General features: G+C 72.5%; 18 protein-coding genes. 8 read left to right on the top strand and 10 right to left on the bottom strand.

The genetic code is table 11. The features are described 5' to 3' along the window. The first annotated feature begins 482 nt into the window (after nt 1–482). Both AB0I52_RS23585 and ptsP read left to right on the top strand, forming a co-directional pair. Nucleotides 483–932 (top strand): PTS glucose transporter subunit IIA, encoded by a 450-nt coding sequence (locus tag AB0I52_RS23585; protein ID WP_363075604.1) that lies wholly within the window; start codon nt 483–485, stop codon nt 930–932. A gap of 76 nt (nt 933–1,008) precedes the next feature. Next, nucleotides 1,009–2,679 carry a phosphoenolpyruvate--protein phosphotransferase gene (gene ptsP / locus AB0I52_RS23580; RefSeq protein ID WP_363075602.1) on the top strand — a complete coding sequence of 557 codons (1,671 nt, stop codon included), beginning with the start codon at nt 1,009–1,011 and terminating at the stop codon, nt 2,677–2,679. Nucleotides 2,680–2,748: 69 nt separating this feature from the next. Here the strand turns inward: ptsP and AB0I52_RS23575 are convergent, their stop codons facing one another. Both AB0I52_RS23575 and AB0I52_RS23570 read right to left on the bottom strand, forming a co-directional pair. Further along, nucleotides 2,749–3,612 carry a hypothetical protein gene (locus AB0I52_RS23575; RefSeq protein ID WP_363075610.1) on the bottom strand — a complete coding sequence of 288 codons (864 nt, stop codon included), beginning with the start codon at nt 3,610–3,612 and terminating at the stop codon, nt 2,749–2,751. A gap of 166 nt (nt 3,613–3,778) precedes the next feature. Beyond that, entirely contained in the window at nt 3,779–5,755 is a 1,977-nt protein-coding gene (locus AB0I52_RS23570; RefSeq protein WP_363075600.1) for an acetoacetate--CoA ligase, read from the bottom strand. A 251-nt stretch (nt 5,756–6,006) separates the two neighbouring features. On the opposite strand from AB0I52_RS23570, the gene AB0I52_RS23565 reads away from it, so the two are divergent. Then, complete coding sequence (locus AB0I52_RS23565) at nt 6,007–8,358, top strand: TIM-barrel domain-containing protein (RefSeq protein ID WP_363075598.1); 2,352 nt, start codon at nt 6,007–6,009, stop codon at nt 8,356–8,358. Nucleotides 8,359–8,364: 6 nt separating this feature from the next. Here AB0I52_RS23565 and AB0I52_RS23560 read toward each other — a convergent pair whose 3' ends face one another. Next, complete coding sequence (locus AB0I52_RS23560; protein WP_363075608.1) at nt 8,365–8,874, bottom strand: NUDIX domain-containing protein; 510 nt, start codon at nt 8,872–8,874, stop codon at nt 8,365–8,367. Nucleotides 8,875–9,000: 126 nt separating this feature from the next. Here AB0I52_RS23560 and AB0I52_RS23555 point away from each other — a divergent pair, with 126 nt between their 5' ends. The 4 genes from AB0I52_RS23555 (at nt 9,001) to AB0I52_RS23540 (ending at nt 12,006) form a co-directional block, all read left to right on the top strand. Then, nucleotides 9,001–9,807 carry a M15 family metallopeptidase gene (locus tag AB0I52_RS23555; RefSeq protein ID WP_363075596.1) on the top strand — a complete coding sequence of 269 codons (807 nt, stop codon included), beginning with the start codon at nt 9,001–9,003 and terminating at the stop codon, nt 9,805–9,807. Nucleotides 9,808–9,924: 117 nt separating this feature from the next. Beyond that, a complete protein-coding gene (locus AB0I52_RS23550) occupies nt 9,925–10,272 on the top strand; it encodes a DUF962 domain-containing protein (protein ID WP_363075594.1) in 348 nt (115 codons plus the stop codon). Nucleotides 10,273–10,321: 49 nt separating this feature from the next. Next, complete coding sequence (locus AB0I52_RS23545) at nt 10,322–10,819, top strand: benzoylsuccinyl-CoA thiolase (protein WP_363075592.1); 498 nt, start codon at nt 10,322–10,324, stop codon at nt 10,817–10,819. Continuing rightward, entirely contained in the window at nt 10,816–12,006 is a 1,191-nt protein-coding gene (locus AB0I52_RS23540; protein ID WP_363075590.1) for a lipid-transfer protein, read from the top strand. Before AB0I52_RS23545 ends, AB0I52_RS23540 begins: the two co-directional genes overlap by 4 nt. Before the next feature lie 118 nt (nt 12,007–12,124). Here the strand turns inward: AB0I52_RS23540 and AB0I52_RS23535 are convergent, their stop codons facing one another. Genes AB0I52_RS23535 through AB0I52_RS23520 form a run of 4 tightly spaced genes read right to left on the bottom strand, consistent with a single transcriptional unit; the run spans nt 12,125 to nt 16,447 of the window. After that, nucleotides 12,125–12,730, bottom strand: coding sequence for an ATP/GTP-binding protein (locus tag AB0I52_RS23535; RefSeq protein ID WP_363075588.1), 606 nt, complete (start codon nt 12,728–12,730; stop codon nt 12,125–12,127). Continuing rightward, nucleotides 12,711–13,133, bottom strand: coding sequence for a DUF742 domain-containing protein (locus AB0I52_RS23530; RefSeq protein WP_123469697.1), 423 nt, complete (start codon nt 13,131–13,133; stop codon nt 12,711–12,713). The genes AB0I52_RS23535 and AB0I52_RS23530 overlap by 20 nt, the downstream gene beginning before the upstream one ends. A gap of 9 nt (nt 13,134–13,142) precedes the next feature. Then, nucleotides 13,143–13,586: a roadblock/LC7 domain-containing protein gene (locus AB0I52_RS23525; RefSeq protein ID WP_363075586.1), complete on the bottom strand. Its 444-nt coding sequence runs from the start codon at nt 13,584–13,586 to the stop codon at nt 13,143–13,145. Further along, nucleotides 13,583–16,447 (bottom strand): nitrate- and nitrite sensing domain-containing protein, encoded by a 2,865-nt coding sequence (locus AB0I52_RS23520; RefSeq protein WP_363075584.1) that lies wholly within the window; start codon nt 16,445–16,447, stop codon nt 13,583–13,585. Before AB0I52_RS23520 ends, AB0I52_RS23525 begins: the two co-directional genes overlap by 4 nt. A 489-nt stretch (nt 16,448–16,936) precedes the next feature. Between AB0I52_RS23520 and AB0I52_RS23515 the strand changes: the two genes are divergently transcribed. Beyond that, the gene (locus AB0I52_RS23515) at nt 16,937–17,335 is read left to right on the top strand and encodes a hypothetical protein (RefSeq protein WP_363075606.1); all 399 of its coding nucleotides are present in this window, start codon (nt 16,937–16,939) and stop codon (nt 17,333–17,335) included. A gap of 64 nt (nt 17,336–17,399) precedes the next feature. Here AB0I52_RS23515 and AB0I52_RS23510 read toward each other — a convergent pair whose 3' ends face one another. From AB0I52_RS23510 to AB0I52_RS23500, 3 genes are all read right to left on the bottom strand, one after another. After that, nucleotides 17,400–22,223: a hypothetical protein gene (locus tag AB0I52_RS23510; RefSeq protein ID WP_363075582.1), complete on the bottom strand. Its 4,824-nt coding sequence runs from the start codon at nt 22,221–22,223 to the stop codon at nt 17,400–17,402. A 72-nt stretch (nt 22,224–22,295) separates the two neighbouring features. Continuing rightward, entirely contained in the window at nt 22,296–23,216 is a 921-nt protein-coding gene (locus AB0I52_RS23505) for a hypothetical protein (RefSeq protein ID WP_363075580.1), read from the bottom strand. A 238-nt stretch (nt 23,217–23,454) separates the two neighbouring features. After that, a complete protein-coding gene (locus AB0I52_RS23500; RefSeq protein ID WP_363075578.1) occupies nt 23,455–24,981 on the bottom strand; it encodes a hypothetical protein in 1,527 nt (508 codons plus the stop codon). Nucleotides 24,982–25,159: the final 178 nt, after the last annotated feature.

Raw genomic sequence — 25,159 nt, 5'->3', positions numbered from 1 at the left:
CCTTTGTACTCACCCGCAGAACATTCTCTGAGGCTTTCCTCCGGGCGCTTCCCTTCGGTCTTGCGTTTCCGACTCTATCAGACTCTTTCGTGTCCAATTCCCGGTCGAAGCGGGATTGCTTTCATTGCCTTCGGGGAATTTCGCTTTCGCGCTTTTCCCTTTCGGCGAGTCCGACTCTATCAGGCCTCTCCGGCCCGATTGACCAGCCCCAGCAGACATGCCGGTGCCGACCTCGGGTTAGGGTTTGGGCTTGATAGTCGCCGCCGACCCCCGACTCAATGTCGCGTTGGGGTCAGGCAGAAGTACGACAGTACAGGCTGCCGAGAGGCGAGGCAAATCGTTTCCGGTGCACCCCTAGGTCCTCGAACCGCCAGGACTCAGGCGGAACCGGGACTTCCCATGACTTACGCTGCTGAGCAGTACGCCGCCCTCCTACCAAAGCCCTGGCGGCGCCATAGAAGCTCCACTCTGGGAGGCTCCCCATGACCACTGTGACGTCCCCTCTTGCCGGACGCGCCATCGGGCTCGCCGCGGTGCCCGACCCGGTCTTCTCCGGCGCGATGGTCGGTCCCGGTACCGCCATCGACCCCGTACGCGAGCCGTCGGAGGCCGTGTCGCCGGTCGACGGAATCGTCGTCTCCCTCCACCCGCACGCCTTTGTGGTCGTGGACGGCGAGGGACACGGGGTTCTGACCCACCTCGGTATCGACACCGTCCAGCTCAATGGTGAGGGCTTCGAGCTCCTGGTGAACAAGGGTGACACCGTCACGCGCGGCCAGAGCATCGTTCGTTGGGACCCGGTCGCCGTAGAGGCGGCCGGCAAGTCCCCGATCTGCCCCGTCGTGGCGCTGGAGGCAACTCCCGATTCCCTCTCCGACGTCGTCGAGGACGGCGACGTGAAGGTCGGCGACGCATTGTTCGGCTGGCAGTAACGCGTTCGGCGCAGTGACAGCCGGCCGGATATCCATCGCGGGGACATCGTCCACCGCACAATCGGAGACAGGTGAAATGGAGACAACGCTGCGGGGCGTAGGCGTGAGCCACGGTGTGGCGATCGGCGAGGTACGGCACATGGGCACGGCAGTGCTCGAACCGCCGGCCAAGCAGATCCCTGCGGAGGAGGCGGAGCGCGAACAGGGGCGGGCGCGGCAGGCCGTGGAAGCTGTGGCGGCCGACCTCGTCGCACGCGGCAACCTGGCCGGCGGCGAGGCCCAGCACGTGCTGGAGGCCCAGGCCATGATGGCCCAGGACCCCGAGCTCATGGCTGATGTCGACCGGCGCATCGCTGTCGGCAGCACCGCCGAGCGGGGCGTGTACGACGCGTTCGCTTCGTACCGGGCGCTGCTGGCCAGTGCCGGGGAGTACCTCGCGGGCCGTGTCGCCGACCTCGACGATGTGCGCAATCGGATCGTGGCCCGGCTGCTCGGTGTGCCGATGCCGGGTGTGCCCGACAGCGACGAGCCGTATGTACTGATCGCGCGGGACCTGGCTCCCGCCGACACGGCGCTGCTCGACCCCACGCTGGTGCTCGGCTTCGTCACCGAGGAGGGCGGACCGACCAGCCACAGCGCCATTCTGGCGCGGGCGCTCGGGGTGCCCGCCGTCGTGGCGCTCCCCGGCGCCGGGGAGCTGGCCGAGGGCACGGTGATCGCGGTGGACGGCAGCACCGGCGAGATCTTCGTCGAGCCGAGCGCCGAGAAGCGGGCGGAGATGGAGAGCGCCGCGGCCGCGCGGAAGGCCGCGTTGTCCACGTCGACCGGTCCCGGTGCGACGTCCGACGGCCACAAGGTGCCGCTGCTCGCCAACGTCGGCGGGCCCGGCGATGTGCCGGCGGCCATCGAGGCGGGTGCCGAGGGTGTGGGGCTGTTCCGCACCGAGTTCCTCTTCCTCGACGACAGCAAGCAGGCGCCGTCCGAGGAGAAGCAGATCGCGGCGTACCGCGCCGTGCTTGAGGCGTTCCCCGAGGGGCGTGTCGTGGTGCGGGTGCTGGATGCCGGTGCGGACAAGCCGCTGGACTTCCTGACTCCGGCGGACGAGCCGAACCCGGCGCTGGGTGTGCGCGGGCTGCGCAGTCTGCTGGATCACCCCGATGTGCTACGGACCCAGCTGACCGCGCTGTCGAAGGCGGCCGAGGGGCTGCCCGTGTACCTGGAGGTCATGGCGCCCATGGTCGCGGACCGTGCGGACGCCAAGGCGTTCGCCGACGCGTGCCGCGAGGCCGGGCTGAACGCGAAGTTCGGTGCGATGGTCGAGATTCCGTCGGCCGCGCTGCGCGCCCGTTCGGTGCTTCAGGAGGTGGAGTTCCTGTCGCTGGGCACCAACGACCTGGCGCAGTACACCTTCGCGGCGGACCGTCAGGTGGGTGCGGTGTCCCGGCTGCAGGATCCGTGGCAGCCGGCGCTGCTGGATCTGGTGGCGATGTCGGCCGATGCGGCCAAGGCCGAGGGCAAGAGCTGTGGTGTCTGTGGTGAGGCTGCCGCCGATCCGCTGCTCGCCTGTGTCCTGACCGGCTTGGGAGTGACGTCGCTGTCGATGGGCGCCGCTTCCATTCCTTATGTGCGCACCACGTTGGCGAAGTACACGCTCGCGCAGTGCGAGCGGGCGGCGTCCGCCGCGCGTGCGGCGGACTCCGCCGAGGAGGCGCGGGTCGCCGCTCAGGAGGTGCTTTCGGGCGAGTAGGGCCGCAGCGCCCGGACGCTGAGGAGAAGGGGCTTCCCGCCGATGGTGGCGGGGAGCCCCTTCGGCTTGTCAGTGGTGGGGTTCCGGCTCGTCGGCGCCGATGTCGAAGCCCGCGCAGTACTCCACGCCGGACTCCGGGGAGACCGGTTCCCCGGTGTCGGCATCGGTGCAGTAGGCGCTGAAGACCTCGCCCGCGGTGAGCGGGGTGAGGCCGCCGCGGATCAGCCGCCAGCCGTGCACCCGGTCCGGGATGCCGGGTGCGCTCGTCCGCAGGACGACTCCCCCGCGGCTTTCGAGGGCGATGCCGACGGCCAGCACGGTCACGAATTCGGCTCCTTCCGCCGAGTCGAGGCCGGCCGGCCCGCTCATGTCCCGTTCGGTGTGCAGGGCGGCGAGCAGTTGCTCGTTCTCCGTGGGGGTGCTGCAGACCAGGTGGTGGGTGCCGGGGCCCGCTGTCTCAAGGGTGCGCAGCAGGAGGTGGGACGCCCGGTCGAACGCCGCGCGGCCGACGTCCTGGCCGCAGTCGGCGCACTCCCCCAGACCGGCCAGGTGCATCGTGGCGTACTCCCAGGTGGCCCGGCGTACCGCCCGGGAGACGAGGAGCGGGATCAGGGTGTCGAGTGGCTGTCCGGTGTAGGTGACGGTGGCTCCGATCGCCGCGATCTCGGCGGTGAAGCGGCTGCGGCTCGCCGGGGAGTCGGCCGCGATGTCCGATTCGGCGCAGAACTCCGCGTACTCCTCCGGGTCGAAGAGGGCGACCGTTGTGTGCATGCCCTGCGCGGCGAATGTTTTGAGCAGGCCTTCCACCTGCTGGAGGTAGACGCAGTGGTCGTCGAAGGCGAACGTGGCGTAGTGCCGCATCACCGCGAAGTCCTGTTCATCGGTCAGGAGGCCGATGGTGCTCGGTGCTTCGCGGCGCAGCGTGCGTCGCATGGTGGCGCCGGTCCGGCCGTGGATCGTGGCCCGCTTGCTCCTGGTCTGCTTGTTTCCGGTCTTCCTGTTTCCGGCCTGCTTGTTCCTGGTCTGCGCCATGATTCCCCCAGTGCGCTGTCGATCATTGCTCACTCAGCGTAATCACGGGTACTGACAGTGCCGTCCGTCAGCGGCGCCTGCGCGCCAGCTCCTCGTAGAAGTGGAGGAGTTCCAGGTTGTCGATCGAGCCGGGGTTGACGGCCTTGGCCAGGGCCGTTCCCTGGAGCAGGCGCTTGACCGGAACCTCGATGCGCTTGCCGGTCAGGGTGTGCGGGATGCCGGGGACCTCGATGACCTCGTCCGGGACGTGGCGCGGGGAGAGGTTCTCGCGGATGGTGCGCTTGATGGCGGCGCGCAGTTCGTCGTCGAGCGCGGCGCCCTCGGCGAGGTGGACGAAGAGGGGCATCCAGTAGCCGCCGTCGGGCTCCTCCAGTCCGATGACGAGCGATTCACGAATCTGCGGGAGGCGCTCGACCGCTTCGTAGATGTCGGCGGAACCCATGCGTACACCCTGGCGGTTGAGGGTGGAGTCGGAGCGGCCGTGGATGATGACGGAGCCGCGGTCGGTGATCGTGATCCAGTCCCCGTGGCGCCAGACCCCGGGGTACATGTCGAAGTAGCTGTCGTGGTAACGGCTGCCGTCGGGGTCGTTCCAGAAGCGGATCGGCATGGACGGCATGGGCTTGGTGACGACGAGTTCACCGACCTCACCGGTCAGCGGGTTGCCCGCCGGGTCCCAGGACTGGAGGTCCGTGCCGAGGCCGGGGGCCTGGAGCTCACCGATGTGGACGGGGAGGGTGGGGACCGCTCCGGCGAAGCAGCTGCAGACGTCGGTGCCGCCGCTGACGGACGCGATCCACAGCTCGTCGGCCACTTCGTCGTGGAGCCAGCGGAACCCGTCGGGCGGGAGCGGGGAACCGGTGGTGGCGACGCACTGGACACGGGAGAGGTCGAAGTCGCGCCCCGGGTGGATGCCGGCCTTGCGGCAGGCCATGACGTAGGCGGCGGAGGTGCCGAACAGCGTGGCGCCCGCCTGTTCCGCGACGCGCCACTGGGCGCTGATGTCCGGGTAACCGGGGCTTCCGTCGTACAGCACGAGTGTGGTGCCGGTGAGGAGGCCGGAGACGAGGAAGTTCCACATCATCCAGCCGGTGGAGGTGTACCAGAAGAAGCGGTCCTCGGGGCCGAGGTCGCAGTGGAGGCCGATCTGCTTGAAGTGTTCGAGCAGGATGCCGCCCTGGGACTGGACGATGGCCTTGGGGAGGCCGGTGGTGCCGGAGGAGTAGAGCACCCACAGCGGATGGTCGAAGGGGACCTGCTCGAAGACGGGCTCGGTGTCCGCGGCGATGAGGGCGGACCATTCGAGGGCGCCTTCGGGTGCGTCGGTGCCCAGCAACGGGATGTGGACGACGGCGCGCAGGGTGGGGAGTTCGCGGCGCAGCTCGGCGACGGTGTCGGCGCGGTGGTGTTCCTTGCCGCCGTACCGGTAGCCGTCGACGGTGAACAGGACCACGGGCTCGACCTGCTGGAAGCGGTCGAGGACGCTGCGGGCGCCGAAGTCGGGGGCGCAGGAGGTCCAGACGGCTCCGACGGCGGCGGTGGCGAGGAAGGCGACGACCGCTTCCGGGATGTTGGGAAGGTAGCCGCTGACCCGGTCGCCGGGGGTGACGCCGAGTGCGCGGAGCTCGGCGGCGAGCGAGCCGACCCGGCGGCGGAGCTCGGACCAGGAGGTGGGGTTCTGGGTGTGGGCCTCGTCCACGTGGAGCAGCGCGGGCGCGTCGGCGCGCAGGGGGTTCTCGGCGGTGCGCAGCGCGTGTTCGGCGTAGTTGAGGGTGGCGCCGGGGAACCACTGGGCGCCGGGCATGGTGCGGTCGCCGAGGACGTTCTCGTACGGCGTGGAGAACCGTACGTCGAACCACTCGGCGACGGCCTGCCAGAAGGTGTCCAGTTCGTCGACCGACCAGCGGTGCAGCGCTGCGTATCCGCCCTCGGCCGGTGCTCCGTGGCGCTCGGCCGCCCAGTTCTGGAAGCGGGTGACGGCCGCGGTCGCGATGCGGTCCGGGCCGGGCTGCCAGAGGGGGGCTTCGTCGGCTGCTGAGGTCATGGGTCGGCTCCTGGCTGTACGGGTACGCCGGTCGGCGTGGGGTCGCGCGCACGTGCTGGGGTGTGCGCGTGAGGCGGCTTTCACGGACGATGCCATGTGATCGTCTTTCGCACCAGGGCCGCCCGCCCATGACCGCGTGTCCGGATATGTGGTCCGGCCACGTCCGGCCGGATCCGGCCGTATCCGGCCCGTGGGTGAACGGAAGTTGAACAGAACCCGTTCCCCTCTCGCCGGATGGCAGGGTGAGCCGCATGAACGGTCGTGACCTGGTGCGCTCGGTGAAGTCGGTGGGTTCGAAGCAGGGACTGCGTACGGTGCGCTCGGCGTGGCGGCGCTCGCGGGCGGATGCGCGGGCGTTGCCGTCGCGCGGCCCGGAGCGGGCAAGGGTACCGGGGACCGTGGTGGGGGCGGAGCCGGGGCCGGGCGGTGGTGTGGTGCGGTTCGCGCGTTCGGAGCTGAGTGTCCGGGTGGCTGCGGGGGGTGCGGTCTTCTGGGGGTGGGACGGGGCGGAGCCGCTGCCGTCGTACGCCCTGCCGGGGCCGGCTCCCGACGCGGATCCGCGGGCCGTTCTGGAGCCGGACAAGGACGGCGGATGGCAGGTGGTGTCGGAGCGGCTGACCGTCGCGGTGTCCCGGCACGGGGCGGTGGAGCTGCGCACTCCGGGCGGCGTGGTGCTCCGGCGTGAGCTGCCGCCCCGGTGGTGGGAGCCGGTGGCCGGCGGGTCGGCGCGCTGGGTTCAGCGGTCGGAGGTCCCGGCCGACGCGCGGTTCTTCGGGCTCGGCGGGCGAGCGGGCGGGCCTCGGCTCCGGGACGGCGTGTACGGGTTGTGGAACACCGATCCGGGCGGACGGTTCGGGCCGGACGACGACCCCCTGTACCTGACGATGCCGGTCCAGCTGGTGGTCTCGGACGCGGGGACGCATCTGGTCTTCCACGACAACTCCTGGGCGGGCCGGGTGACGCTGCGCGAGGGGGCGGAGGGCGCCGGTTCCGGTCACGACCGTCCGGGGATGTCCGAGGTCCGGATGGACGGCGGGCCGCTGCGCTGCTGGGTGGTGGCGGGCACGCCGGCCCGGGTGCTCCAGGGCTGGACGGCCCTGACGGGCGCGCCGGCGCTGCCGCCGTCCTGGGCGCTGGGTCCGCAGCACGCCCGCTGGGGCTTCGGGAGCGGGCGGGAGGTGCGGCGGATCGTGTCCGGGTACCGGGAGCGTGGGCTGCCGTTGTCCGTGCTGCATCTGGACATAGACCACTACGACGCGCACCGGGTGTTCACGGTGGATCAGGAGCGGTTCCCCGATCTTCCGGGGCTGGCCGAGGAGTTGCGCGGGGACGGGGTGCGGCTGGTGTCGATCGTGGACCCGGCGGTGCCCGCCGCGCCGGGGAACGCGGTGTTCGACGGCGGCAGGGCGGTGGGGGCCTCGGGTGCGTTCGTGCGGGACGCCCGGGGCCGGATCGTGCGCGGGGAGGTGTGGCCGGGTGAGTGCGTGTATCCGGACTTCACCGATCCGCGGGTGCGCGAGTGGTGGGGCGGGCTGTACGGGGAGCGGCTGGCGCAGGGGTTCTCCGGTGTCTGGCACGACATGAACGAGCCGGTGTCGTTCGCGGCGTTCGGTGACCCGACGCTGCCCCGTTCGGCGCGCCACTCGCTGGAGGGGCGCGGCGGCGATCACCGGGAGGCGCACAACGTGTACGGCCTCGCCATGGCGCGCGCCGGGTACGAGGGGTTGTGCCGGCTGCGCCCGGACGAGCGGCCGTTCCTGTTCTCGCGGTCCGGGTGGGCGGGGATGCAGCGGTACGGGGGCACCTGGTCCGGTGATGTGTCGACGGGCTGGCCGGGGCTGCGGGCCTCGTTGGCGCTGGTGCTGGGTCTCGGGCTGTGCGGGGTGCCGTACTCGGGCCCGGACGTGGGCGGGTTCGACGGGTCGCCGTCGCCGGAGATGTATCTGAGGTGGTTCCAGCTGGGGGCGTACCTGCCGTTGTTCCGTACGCATTCGGCGATCGACGCGGGCCGGCGGGAGCCGTGGGAGTTCGGGCCCCGGGTGCTCGACGCGGCCCGGGAGGTGCTGCTGGAGCGGGAGCGGCTGCGCCCGTACTGGGTGACGCTGGCGGAGCTGGCCCGGCTGACGGGTGCGCCGTACGCGCGTCCGTTGTGGTGGGGTGCGCCGGGCGACCGGGCGCTGCGGGAGTGCGAGGACGCGTTCCTGCTGGGGGACGCGTTGCTGGTGGCGCCGGTGCTGGGGCCGGGGGTGGGTGAACGGGCGGTGCGGCTGCCGCCGGGGCGCTGGTACGACACGGTGACCGGTGCGGTGTACGAGGGGCCGGGTCAGGTGGTGGTCGAGGCGCCGTTGTCGCGGGTGCCGGTGCTGGCGCGGGCCGGCTCTGTGATTCCGGTGCGGGGTGCGGACGGTGGGCTGGAGCTGGAGGTCTGGGCCCCGGTGGAGGGGCGCGGCGGTGGCGGTTTCGTGGTCCGTGACGCGGGGGACGGCTGGGAGCCGGCGGTGGTCGAGCGGTACACGACGCGGCTGGCGGGCGGGCGGGTCGTGGTGGAGCGGGACGGTGAGGAGGGGCTGGTGGACTGCCCGGTGCGGGTCCGGGGGCTGTGAGCGCGCTCAGCGGTAGCGGCCGGCGAACCAGGAGCGGACGGCCTCGGTGTGCAGGGGGAAGGCCAGTTCCTCGGGGGCGTGCAGGACTTCGTGTCCGGAGGTCTCGTCGGTGGGTGCGGACGGCGGGAGGGCGGCGGCCGGCCGGGGCGGGAGCAGGCCGAACAGGAGCAGATGGCCGTCCGGTGAGCTGAGGGCATCGGCGAGCCGGACGTCGTCGCGGTGGGCCTCGATGCCGGTCTCCTCGTGGAGTTCGCGCACGACCGCGTGCTTCCAGTCCTCGGCGTGGTCGACGAAGCCGCCGGGGAGGGCGCGTCCGCCGAGGCAGGGTTCGATGGTGCGGGTGATGACGACCAGTCCGGTGCCGTCCCGGTCGGTGACGGGGAGCAGGGCGACGGCGACCGGGAGCGGGTTGCGGTAGGCGGTGGCGCCGCAGACGGTGCAGGTGCGGGGCCAGGCGTCCGGGAACGCCAGGGCGGTGTGCGGGGCTCCGCAGCTGTCGCAGTGGGAGTTCTTCACGTGCTTCTCGCGCTTCTCGGGCTTCTCGGGCTTCTCGGGCTTCTCGGGACTTCTATTCGTCTCGGACACGCGCGGACTGTATCCGATCACCTGACCGGTGCCGCCGGAGTGATGGACGATGTGCTCATGACAGGTCTTGCTTCCGCTCTCCGTGTCCTGGCAGCCGCTGCCGCCACCCTGCTCGCCGTCACCGCCGCCGCCCCGGTGGCGCAGGCGAGGCCCGAGCCCAGGGCTCCCGCCGAGTTCGTCGCGCTGCGTGCGGTGGATCCCACGATCATCCAGGAGATGCGCTATCCCACCGGGCACGACTTCATGGGCGAACCGGTGGACGGTTACCGCGAGTCCCTCTGCATCCTGACCCGGCCCGCCGCCCAGGCCCTGCACCGGGCCCAGCTCCGGCTGCTGCGCCAGGGCTACTCGCTGAAGGTGTACGACTGCTACCGGCCCCAGCGGGCCGTGGACCACTTCGTACGGTGGGCGAAGGATCTCGACGACGAGACCATGAAGGGCGAGTTCTATCCGCGGGTCGACAAGACCCGGCTGTTCGCCGACGGTTACATCGCGGAGAAGTCCGGACACAGCCGGGGCAGCACCGTGGACCTGACGCTGGTGAGGCTGCCGGCCCGGCCGGCCCCGCCCTACCGGCCGGGTCAGGAGCTGGTCCCCTGCTACGCACCGCAGGCCGAGCGTTTCCCGGACGACTCGATCGACATGGGCACCGGATTCGACTGCTTCGACACGCTCTCGCACACGGACGATCCGCGGATCCAGGGCGTGCAGCGCGCCAACCGGCAGTTCCTGAAGAAGACGCTCACCGACGCCGGATTCGTCAATCTGGCCGAGGAGTGGTGGCACTACACCTTCAGGCCGGAGCTGTTCCCCGACACCTATTTCGACTTCCCGGTGGCCCGTCGGTCCGTCGCCGGTCGCTGAGACCGAGGAGGAGAAACGGGTGACTGGGACCACCCCCGTGGGTTCCGGCCACCCGTTCTCCTTCTCGGACGCGAATCGGCCGTATCCGGTTGCCGTTCCAGCCATTACGGTGCCCGTATGTCACAGCAGACGTTCGATTCGTACGAGGAATTCTGGCCCTATTACGTCGCGATGCACTCCAGGGCGGCGACCCGCTGGGTCCATCTGACCGGCACCCTGACCGGGCTCGCGGTCACCGCCTACGGCCTGGCGCGCGGCCGCAAGCGGTATGCGGCGGCGCTGCCGCTGATCGGGTACGGGACCGCCTGGCCCGCCCACTTCCTGATCGAGGGGAACAACCCGGCCTCCTTCGGCCATCCGGCCTGGTCATTGCGCGGCGACGTGCAGATGATCCGGATGATGCTGGCCGGCCGCGACCGGGAGCTCGCGGAGACCGCTGCCAAGTGGCTCGCCGACAACAGCTGACCGTGGCACACTTCTGACGTTCCGTCAGATTCAGTGCTGGGGAGGAACTTTGCCGCGCAAGCACATACCCGTGGTGGCCGGGTGGTTCACCGAGGACGGCACCGATGAGGACTTCCGGCTGCTGGGCACCCGCTGTCCGCTCTGCTCGTCGGTCTTCTTCCCCCGTCAGGACGGCTTCTGCCGCAATCCGGGCTGTACCGGCGGCGAACCGGTCGAGGTCCCGCTGTCCCGGAGCGGCACGGTCTGGTCGTACACCGATGGCCGCTACCGGCCGCCCGCCCCCTACCCCTCGGACCCGGACGTGCCCTGGGAGCCGTACACGCTGGTGGCCGTGGAGCTCGCGGCCGAGCGGATGGTGGTGCTCGGACAGGCCGCGCCGGGGGTCGGCGTGGCGGATCTCGCGGTCGGGATGACGGTCGAGGTCGTGCCCGGGGTCCTCGGTCCGCGATCCGGCGACGGCACGGAGGACGGCGCGGTGTGGACGACCTGGCACTGGCGGCCCGTGAACACCGGCTCCGGGGACGGGGACGGGGACGGTGTGCGATGAGCGGCGACGTGGCGGTTCTCGGGGCCGGGATGCACCCGTGGGGCAAGTGGGGGCGCAGCTTCGTGGAGTACGGCAGGGTGGCGGCCCGCAACGCGCTCGCCGATGCGGGCGTCGGCTGGCCGGACGTGCAGTCCGTGGTCGGTGCGGACACCGTGCGAGGCGGATACCCGGGGTACGTGGCCGGGGCGACGTTCGCGCAGGCGCTGGGCTGGCAGGGCGCCCGGGTCACCAGCGTGTACGCGGCGTGCGCGTCGGGCGCCCAGGCCGTCAACACCGCCAGGGCGCAGATCCTGGCCGGTATGGCGGACGTGGTGCTCGTGGTGGGGGCGGACGCGGCGCCCAAGGGGTTCTTCGCCCCGGCGGGCGGCGAGCGGCCCGACGATCCGGACTGGCTGCGGTTCCGGGTGCTCGGCGCGACGAACCCCGCGTACTTCGCCCTCTACGCCCGTCGCCGGATGGCCGTCCACGGGGACACCCCGGAGGACTTCGCGCTGGTCAAGGTGAAGAACGCGGCGGCCGGCGCGCTGAACCCCAATGCCCGCTACCGGGCGACCGTGAGCGCCGAGCAGGTCGCGGCGTCCGCGGTGGTCGCCGATCCGCTGCGGCTGCTCGACATCTGCGCCACGTCCGACGGCGCGGCGGCGCTGGTGCTGTCGAGCATGGAGTTCGCCCGGCGTCACGGGGCCGCGGACCCGGTCCGCATCCGTGCCGTGTCGACCGTGACGCCGACGTACCCGAAGGCGGTGCTCGATCTGCCGGACATCGCCACTGATTCGGCGGTCGCCGCAGAACCGGCGAGCGGGAGTTTCCGCGCCTCGATCGCACGGGCGGCGTACGAGGAGGCGGGTATCGGGCCCTCGGACCTCTCGCTGGCCGAGGTGTACGACCTGTCCACGGCACTGGAGCTGGAGTGGTACGAGGACATCGGGCTGTGCCCGGCCGGTGACGGCGCGGCCCTCGTCCGGGAGGGGGCGACGGCGCTCGGCGGGCGCATCCCGGTGAACCCGAGCGGCGGGCTGGCGTCCTTCGGCGAGGCCGTGCCCGCGCAGGCGATCGCCCAGGTCTGCGAACTGACCTGGCAGTTGCGCGGCACGGCGGGGGAGCGTCAGGTTCCGGGGGCGCGTGCCGGGATCACCGCGAACCAGGGGCTGTTCGGCCACGGCTCGGCGGTGGTCGCGGTCCGCTGACGGGCCGTGCCCTCAGCGCTTCGTGGACGCACGACGCGCGGCACGTCCCCTGTGGGCGGGGGTACGTGCCGCGTGCTGCCGCCGGCCGCAGGTGCCACCCGGCCGGCTCAGGGGCGGACTACGTCGTGGCCGGTTCGCGCGGCGCGTCCGCGCGGGCCAGCGCGTGTTCGACGACGGCCACCAGTACGTCCCGTACGGACGACCGGTCCCGCGCGTCGCACACGAGCACCGGTACCTCCGGATCCAGGTCCAGCGCCGCCTGCACCGTCCCGGTGGGGAACCGGTCGGCGCCCTCGAAACAGTTGACGGCGACGGCGAAGGGGATCGCCCGGCGTTCGAAGTAGTCGACCGCCGCGAAGCAGTCCTCCAGGCGCCGGGTGTCCGCGAGGACGACCGCCCCCAGCGCACCCTGGGCGAGTTCGTCCCAGAGGAACCAGAACCGGTCCTGCCCCGGGGTGCCGAAGAGGTACAGCACCAGGTCCTCGCGGAGCGTGATCCGCCCGAAGTCCATAGCCACCGTCGTGGTGGTCTTCGCCTCGACACCCTCCAGGTCGTCCACGGGACGTCCCGCCTCGGTCAGCCTCTCCTCGGTGCGCAGCGGCCTGATCTCACTGACCGCTCCCACCATGGTCGTCTTGCCCACGCCGAAGCCGCCCGCCACCAGGATTTTCAGGGTAACGGGCTCCACGGGCCGCCTGCTGCGGCTAGAGCGCCCGAAGGCCATTGATCACCTCGCGAAGAATGTTCACGTCCGGCAGCTCGGCCGGCGGAACGGGACGGGTCACATGCACCAGCTCGTCCTCGACGAGATCACCGACCAGCACCCGGACCACCCCGACGGGGAGGTCCAGACCGGCCGCGAGCTCGGCGATCGACTGGGGCATGCCGCTGCACAGTTCGACGATCTCCACGTGTTCCGGGGAGAGCATCTGGTCCCGGCCGGGATCGTCGGCCGCGGGTTCGGGGACGACGATCGCGATCAGGTCGAGACGGTGACGGGACGCGCTGCTGGTACGTCCCCGCGTCATCGCGTACGGACGGACGACCGGCCCCGCGTCGGCGTCGTACCAGCGCGAGGACTGCGGACCGCCGGGGGCGGCCGGGGAACGGGAGGAGTCGGCGCTCATGCCATCCACTCACCCTCCGGAGGGCAGACCGGTCGACCTGGGGGAGCTGGCCAGGTGGGCGCCCACACGCTTGACCATCAGCGTCATCTCGTACGCCACCTGCCCGACGTCCGAGTCGGAGTCGGCGAGCACGGCCAGACAGCTGCCGTCACCGGCCGCGGTGACGAACAGGAACGCCTCGTCGAGCTCGACGACGGTCTGGCGGACCCGGCCGGCGTCGAAGTGCCGCCCGACCCCCTTGGCGAGGCTGTGGAACCCTGAGGCCACGGCCGCCAGGTGCTCACCGTCCTCCCGGGTCAGGTCCTTGGACGCGCCGGTGGGGAGACCGTCGCTGGAGAGAACCAGCGCCTTGCGGATACTGGCGACGCGCTCGACGAGTTCGTCGAGGAGCCAGTTGAGTTCGCCGGACCCCTGGCGTACTGAGTTGAGTGCTGCGGCGTTCGGTGCGGTCATGGACCGTCCCCTCCCGGAGTGGTTCCTTGTGCTGTGTCACCGGGGCCGGTCACGTCCTCGGCGTTCTGGAGGCGGCCGCGCTGCCAGCCGCGCTGGAGCGACGCCATGCGGCTGCGTACCTCGTCGGCGTCGCGTTCGATGTCCTCCACCGTCTCCACCGGGTCCGGCTCGGCGGTGCGGCCGACGGATCCCTCGCGGAGCTGCGGGGCGAGACTGGCCTGCCGGACCCTGCGGGGCAGCCCGCCGACCGTCTCGGGAGCGGGCGCCGGGGTCCGCGCGGGTGTCGACGGACGGGGCGCCGGCACCGAGGGCCTGGCCGCCGGGGACATGGCGTGCTCAGTACGGGTCCGCGAGCCGTTGGGGTGCCCGGGTTCGGTGGGCCGGCCGCGGTCCGCGGACCGGACGGGTCCGGGCGCCGGGCGCGTGCGGTCCGGGTCGGCGGCCGTGGGATGGGCCCGGCCCGCCTCGTCGATCCGGCGGCCCCGGTCGGTGACCAGGGTCGGCGGTGTGCGGCGGGGCAGCGGCCGGACGCCGTCCGGGCGCAGCTCCCGGACGCCGTCCGGGTCCTCGCTCTGGTCGGCGGCCTGCTGGTGCTGATCGCGGTCGCCGTCGCGGCGGAGCTCACGGGCCCGGAAGATGCCGCCTCGTTCGCTCTCGGTGTCCTCCAGGTCGGACACACCGTCGAGCACCGGGTCGAGCCCCGGTCCGGCGACGGCTTCGAGTACGGGGTCGTGGGTGAAGTCCAGTGGGCCGACCGGTCCTTCGAGCTCCACCGGACCGTCGAGCAGCGCCGGGTCCGCCAGTCCGGTGGGCACCGGCGAGAGGCCGGCGGGCCTGCTGCTCCGCGGACGGCCGCCGTCCTTGCCCGAGTCCTTGCCGCTGCCCGCCGCGTCGCCGCCCGGCCTGCTGCTGGCGATCGCCCTCTCCGACCTGCGGTCGAGGCGGAATCCGGTGCCGTGTGCCTCCGGGGCGTCGGTGAGCAGCGCCGCCGGGATGAAGACGACCGCGGTGGTACCGCCGTAGGGGGAGGTCTGGAGCGAGACCCTGACGTTCTGCCGCTGGGCCAGCCGGCTGACGACGAAGAGGCCGAGCCGGTCGGTGTCGGACAGCTCGAACTCGGGTGTCTCGGCGAGTCGGAGGTTGGCGTCCAGGAGGAGTTCCGCGGGCATGCCGAGCCCGCGGTCATGGATTTCGAGGGTGAACCCGTTGGCGACGCGCTCGCCGTGCACCTGGACCGCGGTGTGCGGGGGCGAGAACACCGTGGCGTTCTCCAGGAGCTCCGCGATCAGGTGGGTGAGGTCGGCGACGGCCGGGCCGCCCACACCGATCCTCGGCAGCCGGCGGACCTCGATCCGTTCGTAGTCCTCCACCTCGGCGACCGCGGCGCGCACCACGTCCATCAGCTGGATGGGCTTGCGCCACTGCCGTGACGGTGCGGCTCCCGAGAGGATCACCAGGCCCTCGGCGTGGCGCCGCATGCGCGTGGTGAGGTGGTCGAGACGGAACAGGTCGGCGAGTTCCTCGGTGTTCTCGGTGCGGCGCTCCATGGTGTCCAGGAGCGTCAGCTGGCGGTGCAGCAGCACCTGGTTGCGGCGGGCGAGGTTGACGAACACCTCGGACACCCCGCGACGCATGTCGGCCTGCCTGACGGCGGCCTCGACGGCGGCCCGTTGCAGGATATTGAGTGCCTGCCCGACCTGGCCGATCTCGTCCCGCTCGTAGTGGAGGTGCGGGGACTCGGTCTCGACGTCGATGTGTTCGCCCGCCGCGAGACGCCGCATCACACTCGGCAGGCGTACCCCGGAGACCTCGTGGGCGTCCTTGCGCAGGCGTGAGAGGTCGCGGATGAGTTCGCGGCCGATGCGCACGGAGACGAACACCGAGACGAGCAGGGCCAGGAATCCCAGTACGCCGGCGACACCCGCCTTGATCAGGACGCCGTAGCCGGCGGGCCTGCCGCGGTCCTGGAAGCGGTTGTTCATCTCGGTCGAATCGTTGGCCAGCCGGTCCAGGACCGGCGGGGCCACCTCCTGCCAGCGTGCGACATCCACCTCGCGGGGGTCCTGGGTGGGCCCCTGGGCGATGAGCTTGCCCTCGGCGGAGCGCAGCGGCTCACTGTCCGGGCTCGCCCAGTACTGCTCGACACGGCGGCGCTCCGAGGCGGGAAGCGCTTCGAGGTTGATCTCGTACAGCAGTCCGCGCTTGGCGATGAGGTCGGAGATCTGCCGGAGTTCGGGGGCCGTCAGCCGTCCTGCGAGGAGCCCCGACGCGACGAGCGCGTCTTCCCGGGAGAGCATTTCGCGGGCGCGCGAGATGCCCGTCAGGGCACGGACCTGCTTGTCCATCGACACGTTCTCCATGACGTGGAGGCCGGTCAGAAAGCGGTAGCAGGGGTCGATGAGGCCGTTGTAGTACTCCATCGCCCTGGCCCGGTCGATGGTGCGCTTGTCGACGGAGTCGCGGAGCGACTGCAGCCCCTCGACCGCGCCCAGGATCGAGCTGAGCTGGGTCGCGGCGTCGGGGCGCAGGGCGTCGCGGATGTCCTTGTGCCCCGCGCTGCTGTTGACCTGCTTCACGACCCGGTCGGTGGCGGCACGCTGGCGGCGCAGGACCGGCAGGGCGTCGGAGGCGCGCGGGTCCGCGAGGAAGACGAGGGTCTGCCGGCGCTCGTTCTGGACGGCCCGGACGGTGTCCTCCAGGGGGTGGCCGATCTTCTCCACCACGGTGCTCGCGCTCATCAGCTGGGCGGCCTCCCGGCCGGTCAGATAAGTGGCGAAGCCCCACAGTGCGGTGAGGGAGACGAGCGGCACCAGAAGCAACGCCACGATCTTCCGGCGGATGGACTTTCCGCGAAAGCGCATGGCCTCCCCCAGCTCGGCACCGCAGGGCGGTGATGGTGTTCCGTCAACAAACGGCGCGAGCCTACTACCGACACACAGACAACTCGAAGGCACGTCCGGACGATTTTCGGCCGCCTTACTGGGAGTTGACCATGAGTTGTCCCGGTATTCCTGGAGATGAAATTCGTGAAAGCGACAGAAGAGACCAGCCAGAGCCCCACATTCCTCCCCGCGCCAGTTGGCTGGAATTATTCGTTCCGTGACGGTTCGGGGGAATCTTCACAGCCCGGCACTCGTCTGTCTGTACGGGGGCAGGGGGACTGCAGGGGCGCATCCGGCAGGATGGGACGGCCCGTCCGCGTAGAAACCGCTCATGCCGGGCAGCAACCCTGAAGTCGGACAGCGGTGGGGAGTTGAAAGTCGTTGGACACGGAAGAGCGTCATGGCGCCGCGGAGTCGGTGCGGGTCCGGGCGGCGAGGGGTGCGGCGCCCGCGGGGGCGGGCCGTCCGGTGATTCCGCGGCAGCAGCTCTGGGTCGAGGAGCCCGCGCTGCGGCGGCGGATGCCGGACCCGGTACGCACCGCGGCCGTGCGGGCCGTTCTGATCATGTCGCTGACGATCATCCAGGCGATGGTGGCCTTCCTGGCCACGGTGACAGGGTCCTGGCTGGCCTTCCCGATGGTGCTGAGCAGCGTGGCCAGCACGGTGGGCGCGACATGGTCGGTACTGGATGTGTGGGTCACCCGGCAGGTGTGGAATCAGCGCAACGGCGTCGTGTCGATTCCGAGCAGTTCCGCCCGGCGGCTGCGCCGCGAGAGGCGCCGGGCGAGGCGGGCCGCCCGGACCGGGCAGCGGGACGGTACGCGAATACGCCGCCGCTCCGCGGGCCGCAGGCTGTCCCGGGCCTGAACCCCGCCGTGGCGGCCACGCCGGGAGGGGACGGGCCCACACCCAGGTGACCGCACCTGCGGTCTCAGCCGGTGCTCTCGTCCGTGCTTTCCGCCTCGGTCCGTGCCGGAAGCGCGTCGGGCGCCGGCGCGGTGCGCTTGAACATCCGGGTGGCGGTGATCTCCCCGTGGACCGTCTCGACACCGGGGTCCTGCTGCGGCAGTCCGGGGCGCAGATGCTCCTCGACGCTGATGTACTTCAGCCCGGCCCGCAGGTCCGCGTCATTGCGCAACCTGATCACCAGCGGGAATTCGGCGAGCGCCGTCGTGTCGAACAGCCCCGTGGTGTAGAGCAGTTGTACGCCGAGCGCGTCCGACACCGCACGCTGGAGCTCCAGCAGATAGGTGGCGTTGGCGCGACCGATGGGGTTGTCGAGGAAGAGCGTGCCCGCGTGCTGGGGCTGGTGCCGGTCACGGCCCCGGTCGTTGCTGCGCAGTGCGGCCATCGTGCAGTACAGGGCGATGGCCGCGGTCAGCAGCTGACCGCCGGAGAAGACGTCGCCCATCTGCCCGACCGGTACGCGCTCGGCGCGCAGCACCGCGTCCGGCTTGAGGATCTCCACGGCGATGCCCTTGGGCTCCAGTGCCGCCTGTACACCTCGCAGCAGCAGGGACATGCCGTCCCGGCGCAGGTCGGAGTTCTTCTTCAGGGCCGCCTTGGTGGCCTCGTCGACGACCTCGCCGAGCCGTTCGGTCAGGGTGGCCTGGTCGGGTTCCTCGAAGCGGATCCGGAGGAACTCCTGGCCGGACCACTCCCCCAGGCCCTCGGGGAGCCGGGAGAGCCGCTGGGCGGAGCGGAGCGTGGTGAGCGCGGAGTCCACGAGGCCGCGCAGCCGGTCGACGATGGAGTCGCGGTTGCGCTCCAGCTGGGTCAGTTCATCGGTGAGGACCCGCAGCCTGGGGGCGAAGGCGATGGCCCACTTCTCCGCGTGATCGGGCAGCGCGGCAGCCGGGAGTTCACGGATCTGCTGGCGGGCCGGGGTGCGGACCTGTTCGTAACGGGTCGAGTTGGCGTGCCGGACCAGCACATCGCTCGTCTCCCGGACAGCCGCTTCCGAGGTGGACAGGTCGGCGGCGCAGCCGCGCAGTGAACGGCGTGCATCGGCGGCGGACTGCCGGGCCTCGTCGAGGCTGCCGGGGTACGGCTCGGGGGTCTCGGGCTCGTCGTCGCCGTGGTCCCTGAGGAGGTCGCGCAGGAGGGCGGCGGTCTCGTCGAAGCCGCCTGCCGAGTCCTCGGCCGTGCGATGGGCGTGCAGCAGCTCGGCGTGGGCGGCCCTGGCGGTGTCCAGGGCCGCGGTGGCGGAGGTGAGTTCGCCCGTGGCGGTGCGCAGGAGGACCTGGGCCTGTCCGGCGTCGGCGGGGACCTGCTCGTCGGGGAGTTCGGTGTGGAGGCTCTCGCCGTCGGCGGGGGCCAGCCGTTCGGCCTCGCCGCGCAGCCTGCCCAGTTGCTCGCTGGCGGCCGACGCCCGGGTCTCCAGGAGCTGGACCAGGGACTCGGCGCGGGCGGCCGCCGCCTGCCGGGATGGGCCGTCGGCGCCGTCCGTTCCCTCCAGGAGCTGGGCGGCCCGGGTGCGGACCTTGTTGGTGAGCCGGTCCAGCTCGGCCAGTGCGGCGCTCTCGTCGCTCTCGGCGCGGGCCTGTTCGGCGCGCAGGTCGGCACCGACGCCCACCTTCTCGTAGAGCTGGGACGCCGCCCGGTAGGCCTCGCGCAGGGCGGGCAGCGCGTGGCGCGGGGCGTCCGGCGCGGGCTCCGGGATGTGCTCGGGCGCGCCGGCGATCTCGGCCCGTTCGGCGCGCAGGGCGCGGGCGGTGCGGCGGGCGTCGTCGGCGGCGCGCTGGGCGGCCCTGCGGTCCTCGTCGGCGGCTCTGGCACGGTCAAGGCAGACGGTGGCGCGGCCCTCGGACTCCGCCGCCTCGTCGACCAGTTCGCGCAGCTTCACCTGCCATCCCGCCCGTTCGCGGAGGCGGAAGGCGAGTCCGGCGAGTGCGTCGGCGGCCCGGCGGGCGCGCTGGGCGGCCTCCTGGCGCTCGTCGCGGACGCGGGCGGTGTCCGCGGCGGCCTCGTCGGCCTCGGCCCGCACGGTACGGGCCTCGGCGAGCGCGGCCTCGGCCCCCTCGACGGCCGTACGGGCGGTGCCGGCCGCTTCCGCCAGTTCGGCGAGTGTGCCGGGCGGGCAGTCCAGGCGCCAGGAGCCGATCCGGGCGGCGAGCGCGCGGTCCGCGGCGAGCCGGGCCGCGAGGGTGCGGATGTCCTCGTCGCGGGCGGCCGTGCGGCCCCTGAGCGCGTGCCGCTCCTCGTCGGCGGCGTGTTCGTCGTGCATGGCCGGGTTCGGCGGGACGAGGAACACCCCGTCGCCGTTCCCGGCGGAGCCTGTGCCGGGCTCCGGAACGGGCGCCAGCAGGGCGGCGGCGGTGCCGACGGCCACGGCCGAGCGCGGCAGCAGGGCGGCGGCGCCGAGGACCTCACGGGCGCGGGCGTGCGCGTCCGGGTCGGTGATCACTACGCCGTCGACGAGTTCGGGCCGGGCCGCGAGCACGGCCGCGTGGTCGGCGGGGTCGACGGCCTGGGCGAGGTAGCGCCAGCCGGGCAGGGCCGGGATGCCGTGCTCGCCGAGATACTCCACGGTGGCCAGGACGTCGGGGCCGGGCGGCAGCAGTCCGCCGTCGCCGAGCGCGCCCAGGATGCGGGAGTCGTCGGCGGCCGCGGTGCGCAGCTCGAAGAGGCGTCGCTCGGCGGCGCTGACGCCCTGGTCGAGGAGCTCACGCAGCTCTTCGGCGTTGCGGTCGAACTCGGCTGCGGTGAGCGGCTGTTCGGCCGGACGGGGCTGCCGGGCCGTGACGGTGTGGGTGCTGTGCGCGGCCGGTTCGGTCCCGTCGGCGCCGGAGGCGCCCCCCTCCGCGTCCGGGGCTTCCTGCCGCGGTCCCTGGTCCTCGGCACCCGCCTCCGCCCCGGATTCGGGTCCGGTGGCGCCCCGCCGCGGCCGGGGTACGCCGCCGGCCTGCGCCGTGGGCAGGCCGAGCAGATCGGCGAGGCGGTGCTCGGCGGCGATCGACTCGGCGGCCCTGAGCTCGGCCTCGTAGGCCTGTTCGGCGGCCCACGCGCCGTCGGCGGCCCGCGCCGCGGCGAGTTCGGCGCGGCTCTCGGTGGCCGCCGCCTGCCTGGACCGGTCCGCCGCTGCCCCGGCGGCCTCGCGCGCGGTGTCCCAGGCGGCCACCGCGGACTGTTCGGCGTCGTTCGCCGCGAGGGCCGCGCGGGCGGGGTCCGCGTTCGGTGCGGTGTCGTCGAGCCAGCCGGCCCGGACCGCCTCGGCGGTCTCCTGCTCGACCTCGGAGAGGCGCTGGCGGAGGTGGCCGGCCTCGCTGCGGGCGCGCTGGGCCTCGGTGGCGGCCGTGGTGGCGTCACGGTGCGCGGCCTCGCCCGAGGTCTGGAGCGTCTCGGAGCGCTCCTCCTCCTCGTTGGCCACGCTCTCGCCCGCCTCGGCGGCGGTGTGCAGGGCCCGTACGAGATCGGCCGCTGCGGTGGCTCGTGCGGCCAGCGCCGGGGCGGCGTCGCGCTCGGCCTCGCGGATCGCGACGGCGACGCGGGCGGCGCGGTCGGCGGCGGCGCGGTGGCGCAGCACGGCCTCGGCGGCCTGCCAGGCGGAGTGCAGGGTGCGGGCGTCGCCCAGCTCCCGGCGCTGGGCCGCCGCGCTCTTCTCCGCCGCGGTGAGGGCCAGGGAGGCGTGCCGGTAGGCGAGTTCGGCGGCGATCAGGGCGGCCCGGCCACGGGTCTGCTCGGCGCCGGTGACGGTGTGGGCCGCGCCGGTGACCTGCTGGGCGAGCTCCGCGGTCCGGCCGCGCTCCAGGCCGGCGCGGGCGGAGAGCCGGCGGGCCAGCGTGCGGGTGCGGCGCTCGGCACCGGCGTGGATGTCCCGGGTCCGCGAACGCGCTCCGGCGGCCTCCACGATGCGGCCGAGCAGCTCGACGGAGCCCGCGGTGAAGTCGCGCTCGGCGGTGAGTTCGGCTCGGCGGCCCAGTTTGTTGCCGAAGCCGCTGACGAGGTCGGCGAGGCCGTCTGTGTCGCGGGTGTCGGTGACGGCGCGCAGCAGCAGGTCGGTGAAGTCGGAGTCCTTCTTGACGGCGAAGAGTCCTGCGGCCTCGCCCTCGTCGGCGTTCATCTCGCGCTGATAGCGGAAGAGTTCGGGGTCCAGGCCGATCTCTCCGAGGTGCTCGTTCCAGCGGTCGTGGATCTCTTCCCAGTGCACGTCGAGGTGCTGGTAGAACTTGCCGGCCTCGGTGAGGGCGTCCCGGAAGCCCTTCATGGTGCGCCGCCTGCCACGGGCACCGGAGACGCCTTCGGCGGGGCGGCCCACCGAGGTCGCCTCCGCGACGGGCAGCGAGTCGAGGCTGAGTCCGGGGCCGGGCCGGAAGGAGTACCACGCCTCGGCGAACTTCCTCGGGTCGTTGGAGACCTGGCGTCCACGCCATTCGCTGACCTTGCCGACGACGACGCACTCGCCGGTCAGGGTGTGCTGCCACTCCAGCGCGACATGCCCGCAGTCCTCGGCGAGCAGGAACTTGCGCAGTACGCCGGAGCTGGCGCCGCCGAGGGTGTTGCGGTGGCCGGGCAGCATCACCGAGAAGATCAGCTTCAGCAGAACGGACTTGCCGCCGCCGTTCTCCAGGAAGAGCACTCCGGCGGGGGCGGGGCGGCGGGGCGGGCCGACCGGTTCCTCCTCGAAGAACTCCGCCTGCGCCGGTGCGGGGTGGGGCACGGGCGCGCCGACCCCGCGCAGGTCGAGCACGGTGTCGGCGTAGCGCGCACCGGCAGGCCCGATGGAGTAGAGGCGGACCCGGGACAACTCGTACATGGCGGCGGACTCTCGTCGTTCAGGCAGCGGGAGGGAGGCGTCGGTGGCGGTGGCCGACCGTGCGGTGGCCGGTCAGCCGTGGAAGGGCAGGCCTGCGTCGGCCGCCAGCTCCAGGTCGTCGGGGTCGGGTGGCGGCAGCAGCGTCGCCGATCCGTCGGTGACGGGGACCACTCCCAGCTCCAGCAGTTCGGCCATGGCGGCACCGCCCGCCATGTCGCGGACCTGGAGCTGGTAGCGGGCGGTGGTGCGGAAGGCTCCTCCGGCGTCGTCCCCGGTGCGCTGGAGGAAACCGGAGTCGGTGAGGAAGGCGACGGCCTTGCCGACGATGCCGGTGGTGGATCCGGCCAGCCGCCGGGCGTCCTTCGTCGCTCCGGTGGAGCTGCGCCGGGCGTAGATCCGCCAGCCGGCCTCCAGGCCGGGGGCGTCACTGGCCGGGTCGGTGTTGTCGCCGTGCTCGTCGGCGCGCTCCTCCAGGCGGTGGCACGCCTGGCGTACGAAGGCGTCGACGCCGTTGACCGTGATCCGGCCGATGTACGCGTCGTCGGCGAGGTCCTCGGGGCGCGGGAAGGCCATCGCGGCGACGGCCAGGTGGGCGAGGCCGTGCAGGAAGCGGTCGGCGGAGTCCGGCGAGGCCCGGCGGGCGTAGTCGCCCATGCGGACGGCGAAGACCGAGTCCTCGCCCGCCGTGACGGCCATGCCGGCCCGGGTGGACACCTCCAGCACGATGAGGCCGAGCCCGGTGGCCACGGCGTCCGCGAGGCGGCCGAAGGCCGGCTCCTCCCGGTAGCGGCGCAGCAGTTCGGCGTACTCGGCGTCGCGGGCGGGCAGCAGCTTGGGCTGGAGCCCGAAGGCGACGAGCCGGGCGGCGTCGGCGGCATCGGCCGGGGTGACGGCGGCGGGTGCGGACGGCTGCGTGGAGGCGGTCCGGTCGGCCGGATACCCGGCGCTCTGCTCGCTCCACGCGTCGGCGTGCTCTGCGCGGTGGTCGCTCACGACGGGCGCTCCTTGCTGCGGACGGTCTTCGGTACGGGTACGGGTACGGGTACGGGTACGGGTACGGGTACGGGTACGGGTACGGGGTGGGCGGTTCTGATGCTCGCGACCGTCCCGCCCTCTGGGTGCGGGACATTGCCGGTGTTCGCGGCCGCGGGCCGGAGGCGAGCGGCCCGGACGGGCACCGCCCGGGAGAAAGCGGTCCGGAAGCGAGCGGCCCGGACGGGCCGCGGGCCGCTCACGCCGCCTCCGAGCGGTCCGCTGCCCTGCCGGCCGCGTCCAGCAGGGCCATGCCCACGATCAGGTCGGCCCCGCCGAACTCGTGGTCCTCCAGCTGGGTTCCGTCGTCGACGGAGAAGAGCAGGCGGCGCTCCCCCTGCCGGTAGGCGGTGCCCACCGGCGGGCTCGCCGCGTGCACCGCGAGCAGGGCGACCAGGTAGGGGAGGTCCGCGTCGCGCCGTCTGGCCTCTGCCAGCAGCCCGGAGAGGCGGCGCGGCGCGTCCGGCTCCAGGTCCAGCAGCTCCATGGCGCTCGCCAGCTGCTCCTCGCTGAACCGGCTGTCGGCCGGGGTGGCGATCAGATCGGGTTCGGGCATCTCGGCGCCCAGGTGTTCGCGCTCCAGCGGCGGGGTCAGCAGCATGTCGACCAGATCGCCCACCCGTACCGAGGTGGGGGTGCGCAGTCCCGTGCCGTGGGCGAAGAACGCGTCGGTGGCCCGGATCGCCTGCTCGACGGGGAGTGGCAGCAGCGGTGCCAGCAGTTGTCCGTACAGGTCGAGACCGGTCCGGACGGCCGGTGCGGCGAACGCCTGCCGGTCCTGCTCGGCACGGAACAGCGGTCCGGCCTCCAGCAGACGGGACTGCAGCTGGGTGTGGCGGCGGATGCAGTCCTTGACGATGTCGACGAGCTCGGCGGCGCGCCGCTTGTGCTCGGGCTCCTCGGCCTCGTCACGGGCCTTGCGGATGTTGGTGAGGATGGCGTTCTCGTGGCGGTAGCGGTCGGCGACGTGGTCCAGCGCCTCGGCGATCATGTCGGGCACTGCGTTGAGCCAGTCGACCGCCCGGACGTTGCGCCGGGTCGCGTCGAGTGTCTTGCGGAGGGTCTCGGCGTACTGCACGGTCCGGTAGCGGGCCTGCTCGGCGGCGAGCTGCGCATCGGCGAGGCGGCCGCGGCTGATCAGGACCTCCAGCTTCACCTCGGCGGCGATCTGGGCGCTGGTGACGTCCGTGTCGAGGGCGCCGACCAGGACGTTGACCGCCTCGTCGGTGGCCCGCAGATAGACGCTGCCGCCGTATCCGGGGACTTCTTCGATCAGTTTGAAGTCGTAGTCGCGGCGCACGTACGTGCCGTCCGGGCCGAAGGTGCCGTAGACGGCCCGGAAGCCCCGGTCGACGCTGCCGACGTTGATCAGGTTCTCCAGGACCCAGCGGGCGACCCGTTCGTGCTCGGCGGCCGGGCGGTGCGGGGCCTGCGCGGCGACGCGCGGGAGGAGTCTGGCCACTATCTGGTCGTGGTCCGCGCCGGTGTCGAAGTCCATGTTGAGCGTGACGTGGTCGATCGCGGCGAGAGCGACCTCCGCCATCGCGTAGACGGTGTACTCACCGGCGAGGTTCGCCTTGCGCACGTCGAGGTCGTGCAGCGGCGCGGTGCAGGCGAGGGCACGCAGCCGCCGCGAGAGCCCCTCGTCGGCGGCCGGGCCCGGTGCGGGCCGCGGCCCCGCGCTGAGCTGGGGCGCAGCGTTTTCCGTATAGGCAGGCGAAGTCACGCTGCACAGATTAGGTCCTCGCACTGACAACGGTCGAAACGGCGCAGAAGCGGCTGGTTGCCCCGGAGTCGGTCATGCCCTTCCGGCCGGCCCCGTGGGACCCGGACGGCTCCGCTCCGCGGCCCTCGGCACCGGGTCCCACCACCGGCCGCGGCAGGTCCCGCGCGCCGCGCCGCGC

Source organism: Streptomyces sp. NPDC050423, from assembly GCF_040655445.1.
Taxonomy (GTDB): Bacteria; Actinomycetota; Actinomycetes; order Streptomycetales; family Streptomycetaceae; genus Streptomyces.
The sequence above is the reverse complement of the archived record's forward strand: the minus strand, read 5'-3'. Positions and strand labels throughout refer to the sequence as shown.

Bases quoted from the DNA above. Each gene is read 5' to 3' on its own strand.
- AB0I52_RS23555 (WP_363075596.1), top strand. From the start codon at position 9,001: ATGACAGGTCTTGCTTCCGCTCTCCGTGTCCTGGCAGCCGCTGCCGCC.
- AB0I52_RS23540 (WP_363075590.1), top strand. From the start codon at position 10,816: ATGAGCGGCGACGTGGCGGTTCTCGGGGCCGGGATGCACCCGTGGGGC.
- AB0I52_RS23530 (WP_123469697.1), bottom strand. From the start codon at position 13,133: ATGAGCGCCGACTCCTCCCGTTCCCCGGCCGCCCCCGGCGGTCCGCAG.
- AB0I52_RS23535 (WP_363075588.1), bottom strand. From the start codon at position 12,730: ATGGCCTTCGGGCGCTCTAGCCGCAGCAGGCGGCCCGTGGAGCCCGTT.
- AB0I52_RS23585 (WP_363075604.1), top strand. From the start codon at position 483: ATGACCACTGTGACGTCCCCTCTTGCCGGACGCGCCATCGGGCTCGCC.
- AB0I52_RS23565 (WP_363075598.1), top strand. From the start codon at position 6,007: ATGAACGGTCGTGACCTGGTGCGCTCGGTGAAGTCGGTGGGTTCGAAG.
- ptsP (WP_363075602.1), top strand. From the start codon at position 1,009: ATGGAGACAACGCTGCGGGGCGTAGGCGTGAGCCACGGTGTGGCGATC.
- AB0I52_RS23570 (WP_363075600.1), bottom strand. From the start codon at position 5,755: ATGACCTCAGCAGCCGACGAAGCCCCCCTCTGGCAGCCCGGCCCGGAC.
- AB0I52_RS23525 (WP_363075586.1), bottom strand. From the start codon at position 13,586: ATGACCGCACCGAACGCCGCAGCACTCAACTCAGTACGCCAGGGGTCC.
- AB0I52_RS23520 (WP_363075584.1), bottom strand. From the start codon at position 16,447: ATGCGCTTTCGCGGAAAGTCCATCCGCCGGAAGATCGTGGCGTTGCTT.
- AB0I52_RS23550 (WP_363075594.1), top strand. From the start codon at position 9,925: ATGTCACAGCAGACGTTCGATTCGTACGAGGAATTCTGGCCCTATTAC.
- AB0I52_RS23575 (WP_363075610.1), bottom strand. From the start codon at position 3,612: ATGCGACGCACGCTGCGCCGCGAAGCACCGAGCACCATCGGCCTCCTG.
- AB0I52_RS23510 (WP_363075582.1), bottom strand. From the start codon at position 22,223: ATGTACGAGTTGTCCCGGGTCCGCCTCTACTCCATCGGGCCTGCCGGT.